Raw genomic sequence first — 16780 nt, 5'->3', positions numbered from 1 at the left:
CAGATCGAGCATCCCAATTTCTGGATGTATCAATAAAAAAACCGCCGAAAGGCGGTTTTTTTTGCATCAAGGAGCCCTGCGTTCAGCCCTGCCGGCGGCGAAACAATGGTAACGGCTCATCGACGGCGGACTGATAGGTAACGGAGAAGTCTTTCAGTCCCTCCAATGCCTCATAGGGGTCGCGGTCGGCGCGTACGGCGAAAGCATCGAAACCGCAACGGCGCATATAAAACAGTTGGTCGCGTAGCACGTCGCCGATCGCCCGGATCTCGCCTTTGTAGCCGTAGCGCTCGCGCAAAAGGCGTGCGCTGGAATAGTGGCGCCCATCGGTAAAGGCAGGAAAGTTCAGCGCGATGACCTGAAAGTGTTCCAGGTCATCGGAAATTTCTTCTACGGCTTCGTCGGCGTCCAGCCAGACACCGAGACCGCCGTCGCGAGCTTTCAGTGCATGAGCATGATCGAGCCACAGCTGGAACGGCACGATCAAATCGTCACAATTGGACAAACCGTCAAGGCCCACATCCTTGGGCAGCAAGTGCCAGGTTTCATCGATGACCTGGCCGTCCTTAATGATTCGCTGCATAGACGCGCTCCTTGAAGGGGTCGATGCCGATACGGCGGAAGGTGTCGAGAAACTGTTCATCTTCTGTGCGTTGCTCCACATAGACGCCGATGACCTTTTCGATCACGTCGGGCATAACGTCCTGAGCGAAGGAGGGGCCCAGTATCTGGCCTAGGCTTGCGTTACGGCCGGAACTGCCACCGAGGGAAACCTGGTAGAACTCGGCGCCTTTCTTGTCCACGCCGAGAATGCCGATGTGACCCACGTGGTGGTGCCCGCATGCGTTCATGCAGCCTGAGATATTCAGGTCGATATCGCCGATGTCGAACAGATAGTCCATATCATCGAAGCGGCGCTGGATGGCCTCGGCGATCGGTATCGATTTGGCATTGGCCAGTGAGCAGAAATCTCCGCCAGGGCAGCAGATGATATCGGTCAACAGGCCGATATTCGGGGTGGCGACACCAAGCTCGCGAAGCTCGTTCCACAGCTTGAACAACCGCAATTGTTCGACGTCGGCGAGGATCATGTTCTGCTCGTGAGAGTTGCGTACTTCACCGAAGCTGTAGCGATCGGCCAGATCGGCGATGGTATCGAGCTGCTTGTCAGTTACGTCGCCTGGGGCCACGCCGGTGCTCTTGAGCGATAGCGTGACGGCTGCGTAGCCGGACTTCTTATGCGCCACCACATTGCGCTGGCGCCAGCGGGCGAAACCGGGATGTTCGGTATCGAGCTGAGCGAGGGCAGCGCTCTGGTCCTCCAGGGACCTATAGGCCGGATCGACGAAGAATTTACTGACGCGCTCGACTTCGGCTTCGGTCAGCGTGCTAGGGCCGTCTTTCAGATGGGACCATTCGGCCTCGACGCGCTCGGCAAAAACTTCCGGCGTGAGCGCCTTGACCAGAATCTTGATGCGGGCCTTGAACTTGTTGTCGCGACGGCCATAGCGGTTATACACACGCAGGATGGCGTCGAGGTAGGTCAGCAGATGCTGCCAGGGCAAGAATTCATTGATGAAGCTACCCACGATCGGCGTGCGCCCCAAGCCGCCCCCGACCGATACGCGGAAGCCAAGCTCGCCAGCCTCGTTGTTCACCGCTTCGAGGCCGATATCGTGCACTTCGATGGCGGCACGGTCGCTCGCGGCACCGTTCACGGCGATCTTGAACTTGCGCGGCAGGAAAGCGAACTCCGGATGGAAGGTCGACCATTGGCGAATGATCTCGCACCAAGGCCGCGGGTCGATCAGCTCGTCTTTAGCCACGCCGGCAAACTGGTCGGTAGTGGTGTTGCGGATGCAGTTGCCGCTGGTCTGGATCGCATGCATTTGCACCGTCGCCAACTCGCCGAGAATCTCCGGTACATCCTCGAGCTCCGGCCAGTTGAACTGCACGTTGGTCCGGGTGCTGATGTGGGCATAGCCCTTGTCGTACTTGCGGGCGATGTCAGCCAGCTTGCGCACCTGGGTAGAAGACAGCAACCCATAGGGCACCGCGATACGCAACATGGGCGCATAGCGTTGAATGTACAGGCCGTTCTGCAGGCGCAGGGGGCGGAATTCCTCGCCACCGAGTTCGCCCGCCAGAAAGCGACGGGTCTGATCGCGAAACTGGCGGACGCGATCCTCGATGATGTGTTGGTCGTACTGGTCGTAAACGTACATGGGATGTCCTGTTCTCAGGGCTGTCTACAGCTTGTCGCGCGCACGGCCGCGCACCCATTCAGGGAGGGCGGCACGATACCAGCTAGCGGTTATGCGCAAAAGTGATGTTTGGGAATATGTTTAGAACGAAGCACCGCTTTATTGGCATTTAAAGCGGGTAACTTGAGTGAGTCGCCGGTGTGGTCTTAACTGCAAGCAATGCGAACATCGATAACAAGGGGAGCAGCCGTGTCCGAGCATTCCAATCATCGCGGTAATGACAGCACGGTGGATGCCACCGCCATCTTCGTCCTGATAGTTTTAGTCGTCGCAACGGCGGTATTCTGGGTCAGCCATCAGTAGCCGAGGGGGCTGTTTACAGCCCCACGAAATACAGCACCAGCTTGACCACGCCGAGTATCACCAATACAAACACCAGCGTGAAACCTACGCCCAATAGAATGAAGTGACTGGGCTTACCCTGACTGAAATCGCGCGCGCGATTTTTCCCGCTCTGCACGCCCAGTGCACCGGCCAGGACGCTTTGCAGCATCTGCAATAGGGTAAGGGGTTTCCGCTCTTGCTCGTCGCTCATAGACACCTCGCAGCCATTGCCTGCAGAGGAGTCTAGTCATCATTCGGCGATGCGAGGGATGTCGTCGTCAATCGCGCGATATCGACCTTGCGTCTCGGAAATCTCCAGGTCTGAGCGAAGCGGGACGGTTGCGCGGTCAATGCCCCTTGAACCAGTCCCACAAGCCGAGCGAATAATTGGGCAGCAAATTGATACCAAGCGCGGACTTGAGCAAATACAACACGACCAAACCCAGTAGCACCGAAAAGAACAGGAACAAGGTGATCGCACCGGCCTTTGCCGCCAGCGACAGGTTGCGCTGTCCGCGAGACAGGTTGCGCTTGTTGCGCCCGCCAACCAGGACGAAATAGTACTGGTTGCTCCATAGCCTGAAAGTGCCACGTAGGTCGACCTTGTGCCGTGCCCATGAGCGTGTGGCAAAAGCGCTGCGAAGCCCCGCCAGTTGCTGATCGGTGAAGCTCTCTCGAAGCTCCTCGGGTAACCGTTGTTTCAGCCCGATGATGAATGGGTCATGTTCGAGGGTTGCGGCATCGTCAGTGGCGGGAAAGCGGTCGAGGTTGTCGTCGAAGCTGGGATCGGAAAGAGGCATAGCGTCAGGTCGCCGTCGCTGCAGTGAATAGATAGCCACTCATGCAACTAACTGGCCGGAACGGGGCATGCCCGGCTGATTGTTTCCAATCCGTGCTTCAACTCGTTGAACGCAGGCCGTTGCGCAGGAGCATCGAGCATGCAGCGTCGCTGCAGTGCGCAAAGCGCTCGGAAGCTTGGATCCTCAGCGGTAGCGTCACAGCGGTCCAGCAGTTCTTCAAGCAGACAACCGAATGCCCGCGCCTCGAGGCGCTGCAGCGCCTGGCCTTGTGCGCTTTGCGGCTCATAAAAGGACGCCGCGCCAAAGTCGCTCAACAGGATCCTGGCGAGGGGATCGACCAGCAGGTTATGGCCGTATAGATCGCCATGAAGTATGCCTCGTTGGTGAAGATGGCTGACCACCGAGGCTACGTCTGTTGCGATGTCCAGCACTTGCCCGACGGAAAAGCGTCGTCCAGGCTCGTAACAGTCGCGAGTGCAGCTGGCGAACGACGGGGGGCCGGCCAGCGGCTGATATGAGGAGTCGATAAGCTCCATCAACAGGCCGGGTAATGCCCCGGCGCTTTCGGCCAATGGTCCGGCGACCGGGATCAGGTTGGGATGTTTGCCTGCGGCGATGCAGGCGGCCATTTCGCTGTGGGGCAACCCATCGCTGGTCAGTGTTCCCTTGAATAACTTGGCGGCCATGCTTCGCGCCGAGTGGCCTGTATGTAGCCACTCGGCGCGATGGATAACGCCCGAAGCACCCTGACCGAGCACTTCACCCAGGGTGATCTGGCCGCGATCGATCGGTGGCAGTGGATGCTGCGCCAAGGCGTCTGCCTCAAGCGCATCGCTGAACGGATTACCGGCAAAGGCCAGCCAGGTCAGCCGAGGCATCGCCAATAGCCAGCCGGGCAGGGCAGGCAGGCGGTTTGCGGCAATTCGCAGCAGCTCCAGGCGGTTGCAGCGCGACAGTGATTGGGGCAGCGTTCGTAGCTGATTTCCGGCCAGCATCAACTTCTGCAACCGTATGCAGCGGCCGATTTCCTCAGGTACGGATTCGAGCTGGTTGTCGGTGAGAATCAACCAGCGCAGCGCTGGCGGCAGCGCTTCGGCTGGCAGGTGACGGATACGGTTGGCCTTGAACCCGACCATCTCCAGCCTGGAGCACATGCCGAGCGCCACAGGTACTTCGGTGAAGGCATTGTCCGAGCAGAACAGGATACGCAGCTTGTGCAGTCGCCACAGATCTGTCGGTAAGCTGCTGAGCCGGTTGCCCGAGAGGTTGAGGATTTCCAGACTATCGGCCAGATCGAAGATCTCCCGAGGAAAGGTGTCCAGCTGCTCCGACAGGTCCAGGCGCATAACACCGATCAAGTCGCCGCTTTTGAGTTGTGCCAGTGTGTGCATGCGATTCTCGGGCGAGCCTGCATCAGGCCGCGATGGTGGCCAATCATCTAAGGGAGGAAGTTGTGCTCGAACAAGCCAGTCCGCTACGACACTTAGGCAGCTTGGAGGTTCAGCCGAGCCGCTCTGGCGCAGATCTTTCCGTTGGTTTCTGCCGCGCCCGGACGATCCGCTCGGCGCGAGCGCGTAGCTGTCCGCAGCCACCATCAATGTCCTGGCCCGCCGAGTTGCGCACCTTGGTCAGAACCCCGTTTTGATGAAGGTAACGCATGATCTGGTGAATACGATCGGCGGCGGGGCGCTGGAACTCATCATCGTCGAGGCTGTTGTAAGGGATGACGTTCATGATGGCGAACTTGCCCCTGAGCAGACGAATAATGCCGTCCATTTCGTCCTGGCTATCGTTGATGCCTTTGAGCAACGTCCATTGATATTGGATCGGATAGTCGACCAGACGCGCATAGGCTTCGCCCAACTCGACCAGCTCGGCGGGGTCGAGCACCGGTGCGCGCGGCAGCAGTTCGCGCCGCAAGGCGGCGTCGGTCGTGTGCAGCGAAAGTGCTAGCGCGGGCCTGATTTTCTGGCGCGGTAGACGCTCGAACACGCGTGGATCGCCGACCGTGGAGAACACCAGGTTCTTGTGACCTATGCCTCCGTCGGTGCCCAGCAGATCGATGGCGTCGAGCACATTGTCCAGGTTGTGCGCGGGCTCGCCCATGCCCATGAACACCACCTTCTTTACCGAACGAAAGCGTCTGGCAAGAGCAACCTGGGCGACGATCTCGGCGCTGCCGAGTTGGCGCAGTAGGCCGCTTTTGCCCGTCATGCAGAACACGCAACCGACCGCGCAACCGACCTGGCTCGACACGCAGAGCCCATCGCGAGGTAAGAGCACGCTCTCGACCATCTGCCCGTCCGCCAGCTCCACCAACAAGCGAGCGGAGCCATCGGCTCCCGGGTGTTCGGAACGAAGCCGTACCAGCCCGTCTAGGGAGTCGCTGACCGCAGGCAGCCCGTTGCGCACTGATAGAGGCAGAAAGTCCTCGGTTTTCTGGTGGCGGGTTCCGGCATCCAGCGCTTGTCCCTTGAGCCACGCGCGCGTAACCCTACCGATATGGACGGGCTTGGCGCCGATCTCGCTGAGCTGCTGATGAATGTCTTGAATACGCATAGGGCGCGCATTCTAGCCAAAGGCCGAGGCCCGGTCTGTAGCGAGTGAAGATTGCCAGGCTCCGACCCGGCGACTCTCACTCCTTGAAGCGACGACTGCCCAGGGCGAGCCCGAACAACAGCAGCGCGAGCAGGCCAAAAGCGAGCGTCAGCGAACCATAGTGAGCGATCACGCCGATCATGGCCGGGCCGGCAAGCACGCCAGCAAAGCCAATAGTGGTCGCCGCGGTGATGGCCTGATGCACCGGCATGTCGTGCTGTCGGCTCAAGGAAGAAATCAATACCGGTGAGACGTTAGCGCAGCCCAGGCCACACAAGCCGTAACCGAGGAGGGCGAATCCCCAATGCTCGGTCAGGATGCTCAGGCCGATGCCAAACCCCGCCAACAGGCCGCCAAGACCGATTATCCGCGCAGTCCCCAAGCTGCTTACCACAGGCGCTCCGGCGAAACGGCCGACGGTTACCATCAAGGCGAAGCTTGCGTAACCCAGGCCTCCCTTGGCGGTTTCCAATGCCTTATGCTCGGTGAGGTAGAGCGCGCTCCAGTCCAGCACTGCACCCTCGGCCAGGTACACAACGAAACACAGGGCGCCCACCAGCAGCACCGTGCCGGTAGGTCGGATGAGAGCGACCCCGCCGCCCGGCGCCCTGTCCCGTAGAAATCCGGATGCCACGGTAAGGTTGGCAAAAGCGATTGCAGTAATCATCAACAGCGTGCCAGTCGCCGGTGCGAGGCCCAGGGTCAACGCGCCGGTGAGTGCTAGCGCACCGCAGATCGATCCCAGGCTGAACATGCCGTGAAAGTTAGACATGTAACGCTTGCCGGTGCCGCGTTCGATCAGCACACCCTGAATATTGAGCACTACATCGATTACCCCAAGGCTGCCACCGAAACAGAACAACGCCAAGGCGAGGACCCAGATCGATTCGGTCAGCGCCATTGCGGCCAGCGCAAAAAGCAATAGCACCAGGCTGGACAGCACCACTGGGCGGATGCCATACCGGGTCACCAACAATCCGGACAAAGGCATCCAGGTCAACGAGCCGATACCGATGCACAGCAGCAGCGTGCCGAACAGGGCATCGCTCATCTCGATGTGCTCGCGCACATAGGGCACCAGCGGCGCCCACACGGACAGACCGAATCCGGCCATGAAGAAACCGACCCGAGTCGCGCGACGTGCGACGGGCGATGTGGCATCCATTGAGAGGGGCGCCGCAGACATATGCGGGTGTCCTTGATCGAGAGTTAAGCTGGGCGCCAGGGCGCGGAACGAGATTATGCTGGCGCATTGTAAAAATTACGCGCAGAAGCTGCCCGCCCGTTCCTACATGGTGTTGCCGGTTTGAATTAGCTAGCGTGCGGTGTAGCCACCTTCGATAAGATGAACGCTGCCCGGGATAAAAGCGGCCCGGTCAGAAAGCAGGTACGCGACAAGATCTGCAACTTCCGCTCGCGTTGCGGTGCGTCCCAACGGGTGGGCCATTGCCATCGTGCGCAATAGTTCGTCGCCAGCCTCGCGAATACGCGGAGTCTCGACATGACTAGGGCAACAGCGCAGACGCGCATGCCTTACGCGGCAGTTTCAAGAGCGACCGATTTCGTCAGGCCTATGATTCCGTGCTTGCAGCTATATAGGCGGACAGTCCGGCAATCCCGACGACTCCATTGGCCAAAGACATGTTGACGATCGCGCCGCCGCCGCCGCCGCCGCCGCCCCGCCGCCGCCGCCGCCGCCGCCGGCGACAATGGCAGCTACCTGAAACTTGAGCCCACAGTACACACCGCTCAGCTCGGTTTCTATGACGTCATGCCACGTGTCGATATCCAGCTCCGAGGCGGATGTTCCATACGGACCTGTAATGCCCGCATTGTTCACGGCGAAGTGCACCCCTCCAAGTTGCTATCGCCAGGGTTCGTTCACCAGTAGGGTCCAGTCGTGCCGCCCCGTCACGCGCCGGCTCGAGATGCCGGTTAGCAAGAACCACGTTCGCACCGGCGGCAGAGAGTCGCTCGGCGATTGCTTCGCCGAGATCAGTGCCGGCGCCAGTAACGATGGCTGTCCGGTTGCTGAATTCGCTCGCGGCGCACCTGTCTTTTACTCTTGCCATAGGACGAAAGGGTATCGTTGCGGTCGATCGATAAGCCGAGTCACTAGCAAGATACGGCGCGAATCATCCCCGGATTACCAGCGGACCTCATCTCGGCGCATCCAACCCTGCGGTGCTCATGTTAATGTTCGTTTTTGCCAGCAATGCGGTCCGGAGCGGTACATGAAGTTCATTCACCAGCGTGAACACCTCAACGAAGATGACTTCGTGATCATTGAATGTTCGCAGCCCTGCAATATCCGTCTGATGAACGACAAGAATTTCCGCAGCTTCAAGAATGGCGGCCGTCACGCGTATCACGGCGGCGCTTTCGACAAATTTCCAGCGAAGATCAAAGTCCCTAACACAGGCTTCTGGAATATCACCATTGACACGGTGACGCGTAAGGCTATCAGTGTCACTCGTAAGCCGACGCTTACACATTCGATCAAGATCGTTCGCAATTCCCCGTCCGAACTGAAGTAATCTGCCCATCCGGCCGCGCAGCCTCGGCTGCCGCCCGGTTTCTGGCTGATCCAAGGTCAATCGTCGATCAGACACTGCCTGCGGCGTTATCGCTTGCCTTTCGTTCTTCGTGTAATTAGCTTGATGTGGAGATTCTTTTTCTGGAGATACTTATGCGTAAGCCTGAAGGCGGCGATCATGTCGATGGCGTGCTCGCTCAATGGCAAAACGTCCGCCCCGAAGGCGACGCATCGCCGATGGCAATCTTTACGCGTGTGTATCGACTTTCCAAATTCCTTAACCGACGAATCGCCGCGGTATTTCGCAAGCACGGCCTGCATGATGGCGAGTTCGATCTGCTCGCGACGCTCTTTCGCAGCGGCCAACCGCAAGGGCTCACACCGAACGCGCTGCGGCACGCCGCCGTGCTCAGTTCAGGTGCCATGACCAACCGGCTTGATCGCCTCGAAGCGGCGGGAATGATCCAGCGTGTCGCCAACCCGGCCGATCGTCGCAGCCTGTTGATACGCCTCACCAATGAGGGGCGGACCGTATTGCTCGGCTGCCTGGATGAGTATCTGGCGACCCTGGAAGGCATCCAGGCGCCGCTCAATAAGGGGCAAAGACAGGTCTTGGCGAGCGGGCTGCGCGTACTACTGCGGACACTGGAGGAGCAGGGCGATGACTGAGGCGAAGCGTGGCACCACTCGTGCCCACCTGGGCATGCTGCTCTGGGCATTATTCGTTGGTCTGTCGTTTCCCGCGGTGGGGCTGATGAGCGAAGGCTTGCCGCCGTTGCTACTAACCGCCATCCGTTTCAGCATTGCCGCCCTGGCATTGTTGCCTCTGCTGTTGCGCCAGGACGAGCGTTGGCCAAGCCTGCCGGGGCTGCTCCTGTATGCGCTGATGGGCCTGAGCCTGGCCGGTTTCTTTGGCACAATGTTTTGGGCCGCGCACCGTGTCAGTGCCCTGTCGATGGCAACCTTGTTCGTCAGTGTGCCGCTGCTGGCTTATTGCATCGGCCGCGGCTTAGGTGTCGAACAGCCTGCGGGTCGGCTGCTGGCGATCCTGGCACTGGGTGCATTCGGAGCCTTGGGTCTGGCGGTGGCCGAAAACAATGGAGACCTCGCCGAATTGAAGTTCGGTCTTGGCGAGTTGGCGTTCTTCTTCGGCTGTATTGCCTCGGCGTTGTACCCGGTGCTGAGCAAATGGGGGCTACAGCGCGGCATATTGGCCCAGCAGGCCGGCTTGCGGACGTTCTGGAGCCTGCTGATGGGTGCCGTTCTGATCGCAATGTTCGGATTCATTTGGGAGCAGCCGACGGCGCTGTTGCGGATGGATCTGCGGGACGTAATGCTGGTTATCTACCTGGGCGTATTCTCCAGCGGCATGACCTTCTTCCTGCAGCAGCGGGCCACGGCCGTGCTGACGCCGGGTGCCGTCACTGCGTACAGCTACCTGGTGCCGTTCGTGTCGATGCTGTTGCTGTTCTTCACACAGCCACAGCGTATCGGTTGGCATTGGCTGCCGGGCAGTCTGCTGGTGTTGCTGGCCATCGCGTTGCTGCTACGGCGTGGCGCACGCGAAGGCTGACTGGCAAGCGCGTGCCGCGACCATCGGGCAGCCGCTTACGTCAGCACCGCTGACGTTTCGAAGGACAAGGCTGGCGCCAAAGCGGCATACGAGCACTGAAGCAATAGGTGGCGGCTTGTCGGGCTTGGCATGCGCCTCAGATGTCTTCGCTAACGGTTACCGCTCCGAGACAGCGCAGGTGATGTTTGCCTTCGTCCAGTAACCATGCATTGTCCGCTTCGAGATAGGTCGCCTCCATGACCTGGTTGTAGCTAAAGCGCCATACCCGTCGTTCACGACCATCGAGTCCTTCGATGGTGACCACGGTGTCCTCGCTCTCGAATGCCAGCTCTGCTTCGGCGGCGGCGTCAGCTCGGTCGAGAAGGGCATCGTTAAGCTCGAACTGCCAGGCATGCAGGCCATCGATTTCCAGCATGTCTGCAATTTCAAGTTGATCGAGCAGGTAGATCATGTCGCTTGGCATGGTTTCGTCATCCGGAGGGGAGTGTGGCGAGCCGAGCGCTGCCCGGTCACGCAGGGGATCTATTTAAACCGGATAGGCGAGCGCGAGCCAGACGACCATCGTCGCTCGGGTGTTGATAGTGCTTATAAAAAGGCGACAGGTGGTCGTAAAGCGCCGCGATATTGCTGCCGTTAAACGAGCGCACGCTGAGCGTACCCAACCGCGCCCGGTCGAACCCCGAGCCCTCTAAGCTACCCATATCGCAAGCTGATGCCACACTGGCGCGTCCGTGCTGTTGTGATTTGTTTTAATGTCTTCGGAGTTGATGCTGGTCATGACGTCTTACGAGCAAGAGCGGCTGTTTGCTTTGAAGCAATTGAATCTTCTGGATACCGCGCCGAGTGAAAGCTTCGATCGAATCACTCGAATGGCCAGCCAACTGTTCAGCCTACCAATCGCTGCGGTTTCCCTGACCGATAGCGACCGCCAGTGGTTCAAGTCCCGCGTCGGTGTCGCGCACACCGAGATTCCAAGGTTCAAGGCCTGCTGCGGTGAGGTTGCTGACAGTTCGGGAATGCTGGTGATCACCGATCTGCTGGCTTCGCCGTATTACTGCGACAGTATTCTTGCGCAATCGGGTATCCGCTTTTATGCCGGCGCTCCACTGGTGACGCGTGACGGCTACACCCTCGGCGCTATGTGTGTGCTCGGCACCGAGCCCCGGGGGATTACCGAGCAGGAACAGTCCGTTCTGCGCGACATGGCGTCGATGGTCATGGCTCAGATCGAGATGCAGCACGCCTATGGCCGGGTGGATCCGCTGACCGGTCTGGCCAACCGCAGCCAGTTCCTGGAGGACCTGGAAGACCTTGGCCGTGACCGGCCGGGCACACACCTGTTCGCCTTCTATACCGACCTGGTGGATGTCGCGCAGATGATTTCGATACAGCGGGTCATGGGGCCTGCGTTTCTGGACAAGCTTGTCAGGTCAGCTGCCTCTCACCTACAGCGATCACTACCTGCGGGTGTCCGGCTTTACAGTGTGAGTCCCTGCCAATTCGTGCACGTTATTGAAGCAAGTGATGAGTACGAAGCGGTTCGTCTCGCATCTGCCTGGCGCGCCGAACTTGCCGCGCTCGCGCCAGATGATTCGGCATCGATGATGATGCGGCCCGCCATCGGCGTTGCGCCGTTCCGGCTGGGTGAGCGATTGGCCGAGGACGCATTGCGTATAGCTCACTGCGCGTGTCAGGACGCCCGGCAGGACGACACAGGGGTTGGGTTGTACTCAAGCGAGACGGACGCGCTTCATCAGCGGCGTTTCCTGCTGCTTGCAGACTTCCGTACGGCGTTGACACAGGCTGGGCAGTTGCGACTCGAGTACCAACCGCGAGTCGACATAAAAACCGGTGTATGCGTGGGAGCCGAGGCGCTGATCCGCTGGGAGCATCCTCTGCTGGGAAATATTTCACCCGTAGAGTTTATTCCGCTGATTGAACAGACGAGGTTGGCGAGGCCGCTTACCTCATGGGTCATTGCTACTGCCGTGGATCAGGCCGCACGCTGGCAAGCCAAGGGGCTGAAACTCTGTATTTCGATCAACGTAACGGCGCTGAACCTTGAGGAAACGGATTTTACAGATAGTCTGATCGCAGCGCTTGCAGAGCGAAATCTGTCAGCTTCAACTATCGAACTCGAACTTACCGAAAGCGCGTTGATCAGCAATAGCTCCGCCGCATCCAGCCAGCTGGCTGCCCTGCAGGCGGCGGGCATCAGCATTGCAATCGACGATTTCGGAACCGGCTACAGTAGCCTGTCCTACCTGCAGAAGATCTCCGCGCAGGTGGTCAAGATAGATCGCTCCTTCATCACCTCGCTTGGCCAGCGCATGCGCAGCCAGACCCTGGTCAAGTCGATGGTGAACATGGCTCATGACCTGGGTTATAGCGTCGTCGCCGAGGGTATTGAAGAGGTCGAAGTCTATGACCTACTGAGAACTATCGGCTGTGATGAGGCCCAAGGCTATCTGCTCTCGATGCCCTTGCGCGCGGAAGCCTTCGAGCATTGGCTTGCCGAGCACTAGCGTGCGGTTCTCGGTTGATGCGTCTGCGACTGGAGCATTGGGGCATGGCAGGCGGCCCGGGGAATCCGGCCGCCGTCGTTGACAGCACCGCGCCCTTCGACTGGCGCAGTGCTTTTCTCAGGCATCATAGCCCAGGTTTGGCATCAGCCAGCGCTCGGTTACGGCAAGATCCTGCCCTTTGCGCTTGCTGTAGCTCTCGGCCTGGTCCTTGTCGATCTTGCCAACTGCAAAGTATTGCGCCTGAGGATGGGCGAAATACCAGCCGCTGACAGCAGCCGTCGGGAACATGGCGTAATGCTCGGTCAGAGTGACCTGGCTGACTCCGTCGGCATCGAGTAGCTGAAACAGCGTGCCTTTTTCGGTGTGGTCGGGGCAGGCAGGATAGCCGGGGGCAGGGCGGATGCCCTTGTATTGCTCTTTGATCAGCTCTTCGTTATTCAGCTGTTCCTCCGGATCGTAGCCCCACCATTGCTTGCGCACCTGCTGATGCAACCATTCGGCACAGGCTTCGGCGAGGCGATCGGCGAGCGCCTTCACCATGATCGAGTTGTAGTCATCACCGGCGTCCTGATAGGCCTTGGCCACTTCCTCGGCACCGATGCCCGCGGTGGTGATGAACCCGCCCACGTAGTCGGTCATGCCGCTGTCCTTCGGTGCGACGAAGTCGGCGAGCGAGAAGTTCGGCTTGCCGTCAGTTTTCACTGTCTGCTGACGAAGATGATGTAGTGTCGCGAGGGCCTCGCCGCTGTCGCCATAGACCTGGATATCGTCTTCGTCGACCTGGTTGGCCGGCCAGAAGCCAAACACGGCGCGGGCCTTGATCAGCTTTTCGTCGACCAGCTTGGTGAGCATCGCCTGGGCGTCGTTGAACAGCGAGGTGGCCGCTTCGCCGACGATCTCGTCCTCAAGGATGCGCGGGTACTTGCCCGCCAGATCCCAGGAGATGAAGAACGGCGTCCAGTCGATGTAGTCAACCAGGGTGCGCAGATCGATGTCTTCCAGCACCTTACGACCGGTGAACGTAGGCTTGACCGGCGAGTATTCCGCCCAGTCAAACTTGGGTTTGACGGCGATGGCTTCGGGATAAGTCAGGCGTTCGGTGCGAGCGCTGCGGTTGGCGGTGCGCTCGCGGATCATCGCGTATTCGTCCCGAGTCTTCTGCACGAAGACCGGCTTCAGTTCCTTCGAGAGCAGGGTTGTAGCCACACCTACGGCACGCGAAGCGTCGGTCACATAGACAACGGCATCGTTCTTGTAATGCGGATCGATCTTGACCGCCGTGTGCGCTTTGGAGGTGGTCGCACCGCCGATCATCAGCGGCAGGTGGAAATCCTGGCGCTGCATTTCTCGCGCGACGTGGACCATTTCGTCCAGCGACGGGGTGATCAGGCCGGACAGGCCGATGATGTCGCACTTCTCGGCGATGGCGGTTTGCAGGATCTTCTCTGCCGGCACCATGACGCCCATGTCGACCACGTCGTAGCCGTTACAGCCGAGCACCACGCCGACGATGTTCTTGCCGATGTCGTGGACGTCGCCCTTGACCGTGGCCATCAGGATCTTGCCCTTGGCTTCGGGCTTGTCGCCTTTCTCGGCTTCGATGAAGGGGATCAAGTGCGCCACGGCCTGTTTCATGACACGGGCTGACTTGACCACCTGCGGCAAGAACATCTTGCCGGAACCGAACAGATCGCCGACGACGTTCATGCCGCTCATCAATGGGCCTTCGATCACATCGATGGGGCGCGCGCATTGCTGGCGGAACTCTTCAGTGTCCTGAACGATGTGAGTCGTGATGCCTTTGACCAACGCGTGCTCCAGCCGCTTCTCGACGGTGTAACCGCGCCATTCCTCGGTCTCTGCTTCCTTGACGCTACCGTCGCCCTTGAACTCGTCGGCAATCGCCAGCAGCGCCTCGGTGCCGTTGGGCGTACGGTTGAGCACCACGTCCTCGACGGCATCGCGCAGCTTCTTCGGGATCTCGTCGTAGATTTCCAGCTGTCCGGCGTTGACGATACCCATCGTCAGACCGTTCTGGATCCCGTAGTAGAGGAAGACCGAGTGAATCGCTTCGCGCACCGGATTGTTGCCGCGGAACGAGAACGATACGTTCGACACGCCGCCCGAGGTCAGGGCGTAGGGAAGGTGGTCGCGGATATAGGCACAGGCTTCGATGAAGTCCACGGCGTAGTTGTTGTGCTCTTCGATGCCGGTGGCGACTGCAAAGATGTTCGGGTCGAAGATGATGTCTTCCGGCGGGAAGCCCACTTCGTCCACGAGGATGTCGTAGGAGCGTTGGCAGATCTCACGCTTGCGGGCTGCCGTATCGGCCTGGCCGGCTTCGTCGAAGGCCATCACCACCACCGCGGCGCCGTAGCGCTTGCACAGGCGGGCATGATGCTTGAACGCCTCGACGCCTTCCTTCATGGAGATGGAGTTGACGATGCCCTTGCCCTGGATGCACTTGAGGCCGGCTTCGATCACTTCCCACTTGGAGGAGTCGATCATGATCGGCACGCGGGAGATGTCCGGTTCGCCAGCGATCAGATTGAGGAAGGTCACCATGGCCTTCTTCGAATCCAGCATGCCCTCGTCCATGTTGATGTCGATCACCTGGGCGCCGGCTTCCACCTGCTGCAGGGCGACTTCCAGAGCCTCGGTGTAGTTGTCTTCTCGGATCAGGCGGGCGAAACGGGCGGAACCGGTGATGTTGGTCCGTTCGCCGACATTGACGAACAGTGAGCTGCGATCAATGGTGAAGGGCTCGAGGCCCGACAGGCGACAGGCCTTGGGTATGTCCGGTATCGCGCGCGGTGCGTATTTGGCTACAGCCTTGGCAATGGCTTCGATGTGAGCAGGCGTAGTGCCGCAGCAACCGCCAACGATATTGAGAAAGCCACTGGCAGCAAATTCCTCCACGACCGACGCCATTTCCGCAGGGCTCTCATCGTATTCACCAAAGGCGTTCGGCAAGCCGGCGTTGGGGTGAGCCGACACGTGGGTTTCAGCCTTGTTCGACAGCTCTTCCAGGTACGGACGCAGCTCTTTCGCACCCAAGGCACAGTTAAGTCCGACGGAGATTGGCTTGGCGTGGCGTACCGAGTTCCAGAAGGCCTCGGTGGTTTGCCCGGAAAGCGTCCGGCCCGACGCATCGGTGATGGTGCCGGAAATCATGATCGGCAGCTCGAAGCCGATTTCATCGAAGACTTCCTGAACGGCGAAAATCGCGGCTTTGGCGTTGAGCGTATCGAAGATGGTCTCGATCAGAATCAGGTCCGAGCCGCCTTCGATGAGGCCGCGGGTGGCTTCGGTGTAATTCTCAACCAGCTCGTCGAAGGTGACGTTGCGGTAGCCGGGATTGTTCACGTCCGGTGATAGCGAGCAGGTACGGCTGGTCGGGCCGAGTACGCCGGCGACGAATCGCGGGCGGTCCGGCGTCTCGGCGGTCTTGGCATCGGCAGCCTCGCGGGCGAGGCGGGCGCCTTCGACGTTAAGCTCGTAGACGAGCTCTTCCATGCCGTAATCTGCCTGGGACACGCGTGTGGCGTTGAAGGTGTTGGTTTCGACGATATCCGCACCAGCATCGAAGTAGGCTTTTTCAATGGCGCTGATGGCGTCCGGCCGGGTAAGGATCAAGAGGTCGTTGTTGCCTTTGAGATCCTGCGGCCAGTCGGCGAAGCGCTCGCCGCGGTAGTCGGACTCCTCCAGCTTGTAGCTCTGGATCATGGTGCCCATGCCGCCGTCGAGAATCAGGATGCGCTCCTTGAGGGCCTGCTGGAGTGCCTGGAGACGGACGTTGCGGTCGAGCATGGGGACTACCTGGAACTGGTTGCGAGGACCGCGAATAATAGCAAAGCTGCATGCTTTTTGATCATTGACGCTTTTGTATGAGCAGTATTCATAGTCGCTAACTGGTTTAATTTCTCGGAAGCGGTACTCCTGATGTCCGTTAACGGGTGTCCCGCTTTTGTAATGCTTAGCTTGCCGGCTGAGGAAATGCCGACGGTTCGTCGGTGTATATGAAGGGGCGAAGGATCACGCAGCGTTCGAGCGAGTCGTCGAATGTTTAAGGGCATTCGGCGCGATCATTCAGGCTTTTGGCAGTACTCAATGATCTGGGTAGTTACCTGTCCGAAGCCGATCCAGTCGAGACGGGTGGC

Annotated in this window: 15 protein-coding genes; 4 read left to right on the top strand and 11 right to left on the bottom strand. The window is 59.6% G+C overall.

The genetic code is table 11. The features are described 5' to 3' along the window. Positions 1 to 82: 82 nt before the first annotated feature. The 9 genes from CH92_RS11750 to CH92_RS22490 all read right to left on the bottom strand — a co-directional run bounded on the left by CH92_RS11750 (position 83) and on the right by CH92_RS22490 (position 8058). On the bottom strand, positions 83 to 583 hold the full coding sequence (locus tag CH92_RS11750) for a DUF934 domain-containing protein (protein ID WP_025241970.1): 501 nt from the start codon (positions 581 to 583) through the stop codon (positions 83 to 85). After that, entirely contained in the window at positions 567 to 2225 is a 1659-nt protein-coding gene (locus CH92_RS11745) for a nitrite/sulfite reductase (RefSeq protein WP_025241969.1), read from the bottom strand. The genes CH92_RS11750 and CH92_RS11745 overlap by 17 nt, the downstream gene beginning before the upstream one ends. A gap of 355 nt (positions 2226 to 2580) precedes the next feature. Further along, positions 2581 to 2799 (bottom strand): DUF2970 domain-containing protein, encoded by a 219-nt coding sequence (locus tag CH92_RS11740; RefSeq protein ID WP_025241968.1) that lies wholly within the window; start codon positions 2797 to 2799, stop codon positions 2581 to 2583. Positions 2800 to 2935: 136 nt separating this feature from the next. After that, positions 2936 to 3388, bottom strand: coding sequence for a hypothetical protein (locus CH92_RS11735; protein ID WP_025241967.1), 453 nt, complete (start codon positions 3386 to 3388; stop codon positions 2936 to 2938). Positions 3389 to 3435: 47 nt separating this feature from the next. Continuing rightward, complete coding sequence (locus CH92_RS11730; RefSeq protein WP_025241966.1) at positions 3436 to 4779, bottom strand: leucine-rich repeat-containing protein kinase family protein; 1344 nt, start codon at positions 4777 to 4779, stop codon at positions 3436 to 3438. Between the two features lie 109 nt (positions 4780 to 4888). Continuing rightward, entirely contained in the window at positions 4889 to 5947 is a 1059-nt protein-coding gene (locus tag CH92_RS11725) for an RNA methyltransferase (RefSeq protein ID WP_025241965.1), read from the bottom strand. Positions 5948 to 6023: 76 nt separating this feature from the next. Further along, positions 6024 to 7172: an MFS transporter gene (locus CH92_RS11720; RefSeq protein WP_025241964.1), complete on the bottom strand. Its 1149-nt coding sequence runs from the start codon at positions 7170 to 7172 to the stop codon at positions 6024 to 6026. Positions 7173 to 7301: 129 nt separating this feature from the next. Beyond that, positions 7302 to 7439 (bottom strand): SDR family oxidoreductase, encoded by a 138-nt coding sequence (locus CH92_RS22495; protein WP_423832371.1) that lies wholly within the window; start codon positions 7437 to 7439, stop codon positions 7302 to 7304. Positions 7440 to 7755: 316 nt separating this feature from the next. Then, the gene (locus CH92_RS22490; protein WP_200869623.1) at positions 7756 to 8058 is read right to left on the bottom strand and encodes an SDR family NAD(P)-dependent oxidoreductase; all 303 of its coding nucleotides are present in this window, start codon (positions 8056 to 8058) and stop codon (positions 7756 to 7758) included. 162 nt (positions 8059 to 8220) lie between these two features. On the opposite strand from CH92_RS22490, the gene CH92_RS11715 reads away from it, so the two are divergent. The 3 genes from CH92_RS11715 (at position 8221) to CH92_RS11705 (ending at position 10095) form a co-directional block, all read left to right on the top strand. Further along, positions 8221 to 8523: a DUF1883 domain-containing protein gene (locus CH92_RS11715; RefSeq protein ID WP_019339196.1), complete on the top strand. Its 303-nt coding sequence runs from the start codon at positions 8221 to 8223 to the stop codon at positions 8521 to 8523. A gap of 152 nt (positions 8524 to 8675) precedes the next feature. Continuing rightward, positions 8676 to 9191: a MarR family winged helix-turn-helix transcriptional regulator gene (locus tag CH92_RS11710; RefSeq protein WP_025241963.1), complete on the top strand. Its 516-nt coding sequence runs from the start codon at positions 8676 to 8678 to the stop codon at positions 9189 to 9191. Beyond that, entirely contained in the window at positions 9184 to 10095 is a 912-nt protein-coding gene (locus CH92_RS11705) for a DMT family transporter (protein WP_025241962.1), read from the top strand. The genes CH92_RS11710 and CH92_RS11705 overlap by 8 nt, the downstream gene beginning before the upstream one ends. Positions 10096 to 10231: 136 nt before the next feature. Here the strand turns inward: CH92_RS11705 and CH92_RS11700 are convergent, their stop codons facing one another. Further along, positions 10232 to 10558: a DUF5629 family protein gene (locus tag CH92_RS11700; protein WP_025241961.1), complete on the bottom strand. Its 327-nt coding sequence runs from the start codon at positions 10556 to 10558 to the stop codon at positions 10232 to 10234. Positions 10559 to 10871: 313 nt separating this feature from the next. Here CH92_RS11700 and CH92_RS11695 point away from each other — a divergent pair, with 313 nt between their 5' ends. Next, a complete protein-coding gene (locus CH92_RS11695) occupies positions 10872 to 12620 on the top strand; it encodes a sensor domain-containing phosphodiesterase (RefSeq protein ID WP_080690036.1) in 1749 nt (582 codons plus the stop codon). A 117-nt stretch (positions 12621 to 12737) separates the two neighbouring features. Here the strand turns inward: CH92_RS11695 and metH are convergent, their stop codons facing one another. Then, complete coding sequence (metH, locus tag CH92_RS11690; protein WP_025241960.1) at positions 12738 to 16430, bottom strand: methionine synthase; 3693 nt, start codon at positions 16428 to 16430, stop codon at positions 12738 to 12740. Positions 16431 to 16780 lie beyond the last annotated feature (350 nt).

The organism is Stutzerimonas stutzeri (assembly GCF_000590475.1).
Taxonomy (GTDB): Bacteria; Pseudomonadota; Gammaproteobacteria; order Pseudomonadales; family Pseudomonadaceae; genus Stutzerimonas; species Stutzerimonas stutzeri_D.
The sequence above is the reverse complement of the archived record's forward strand: the minus strand, read 5'-3'. Positions and strand labels throughout refer to the sequence as shown.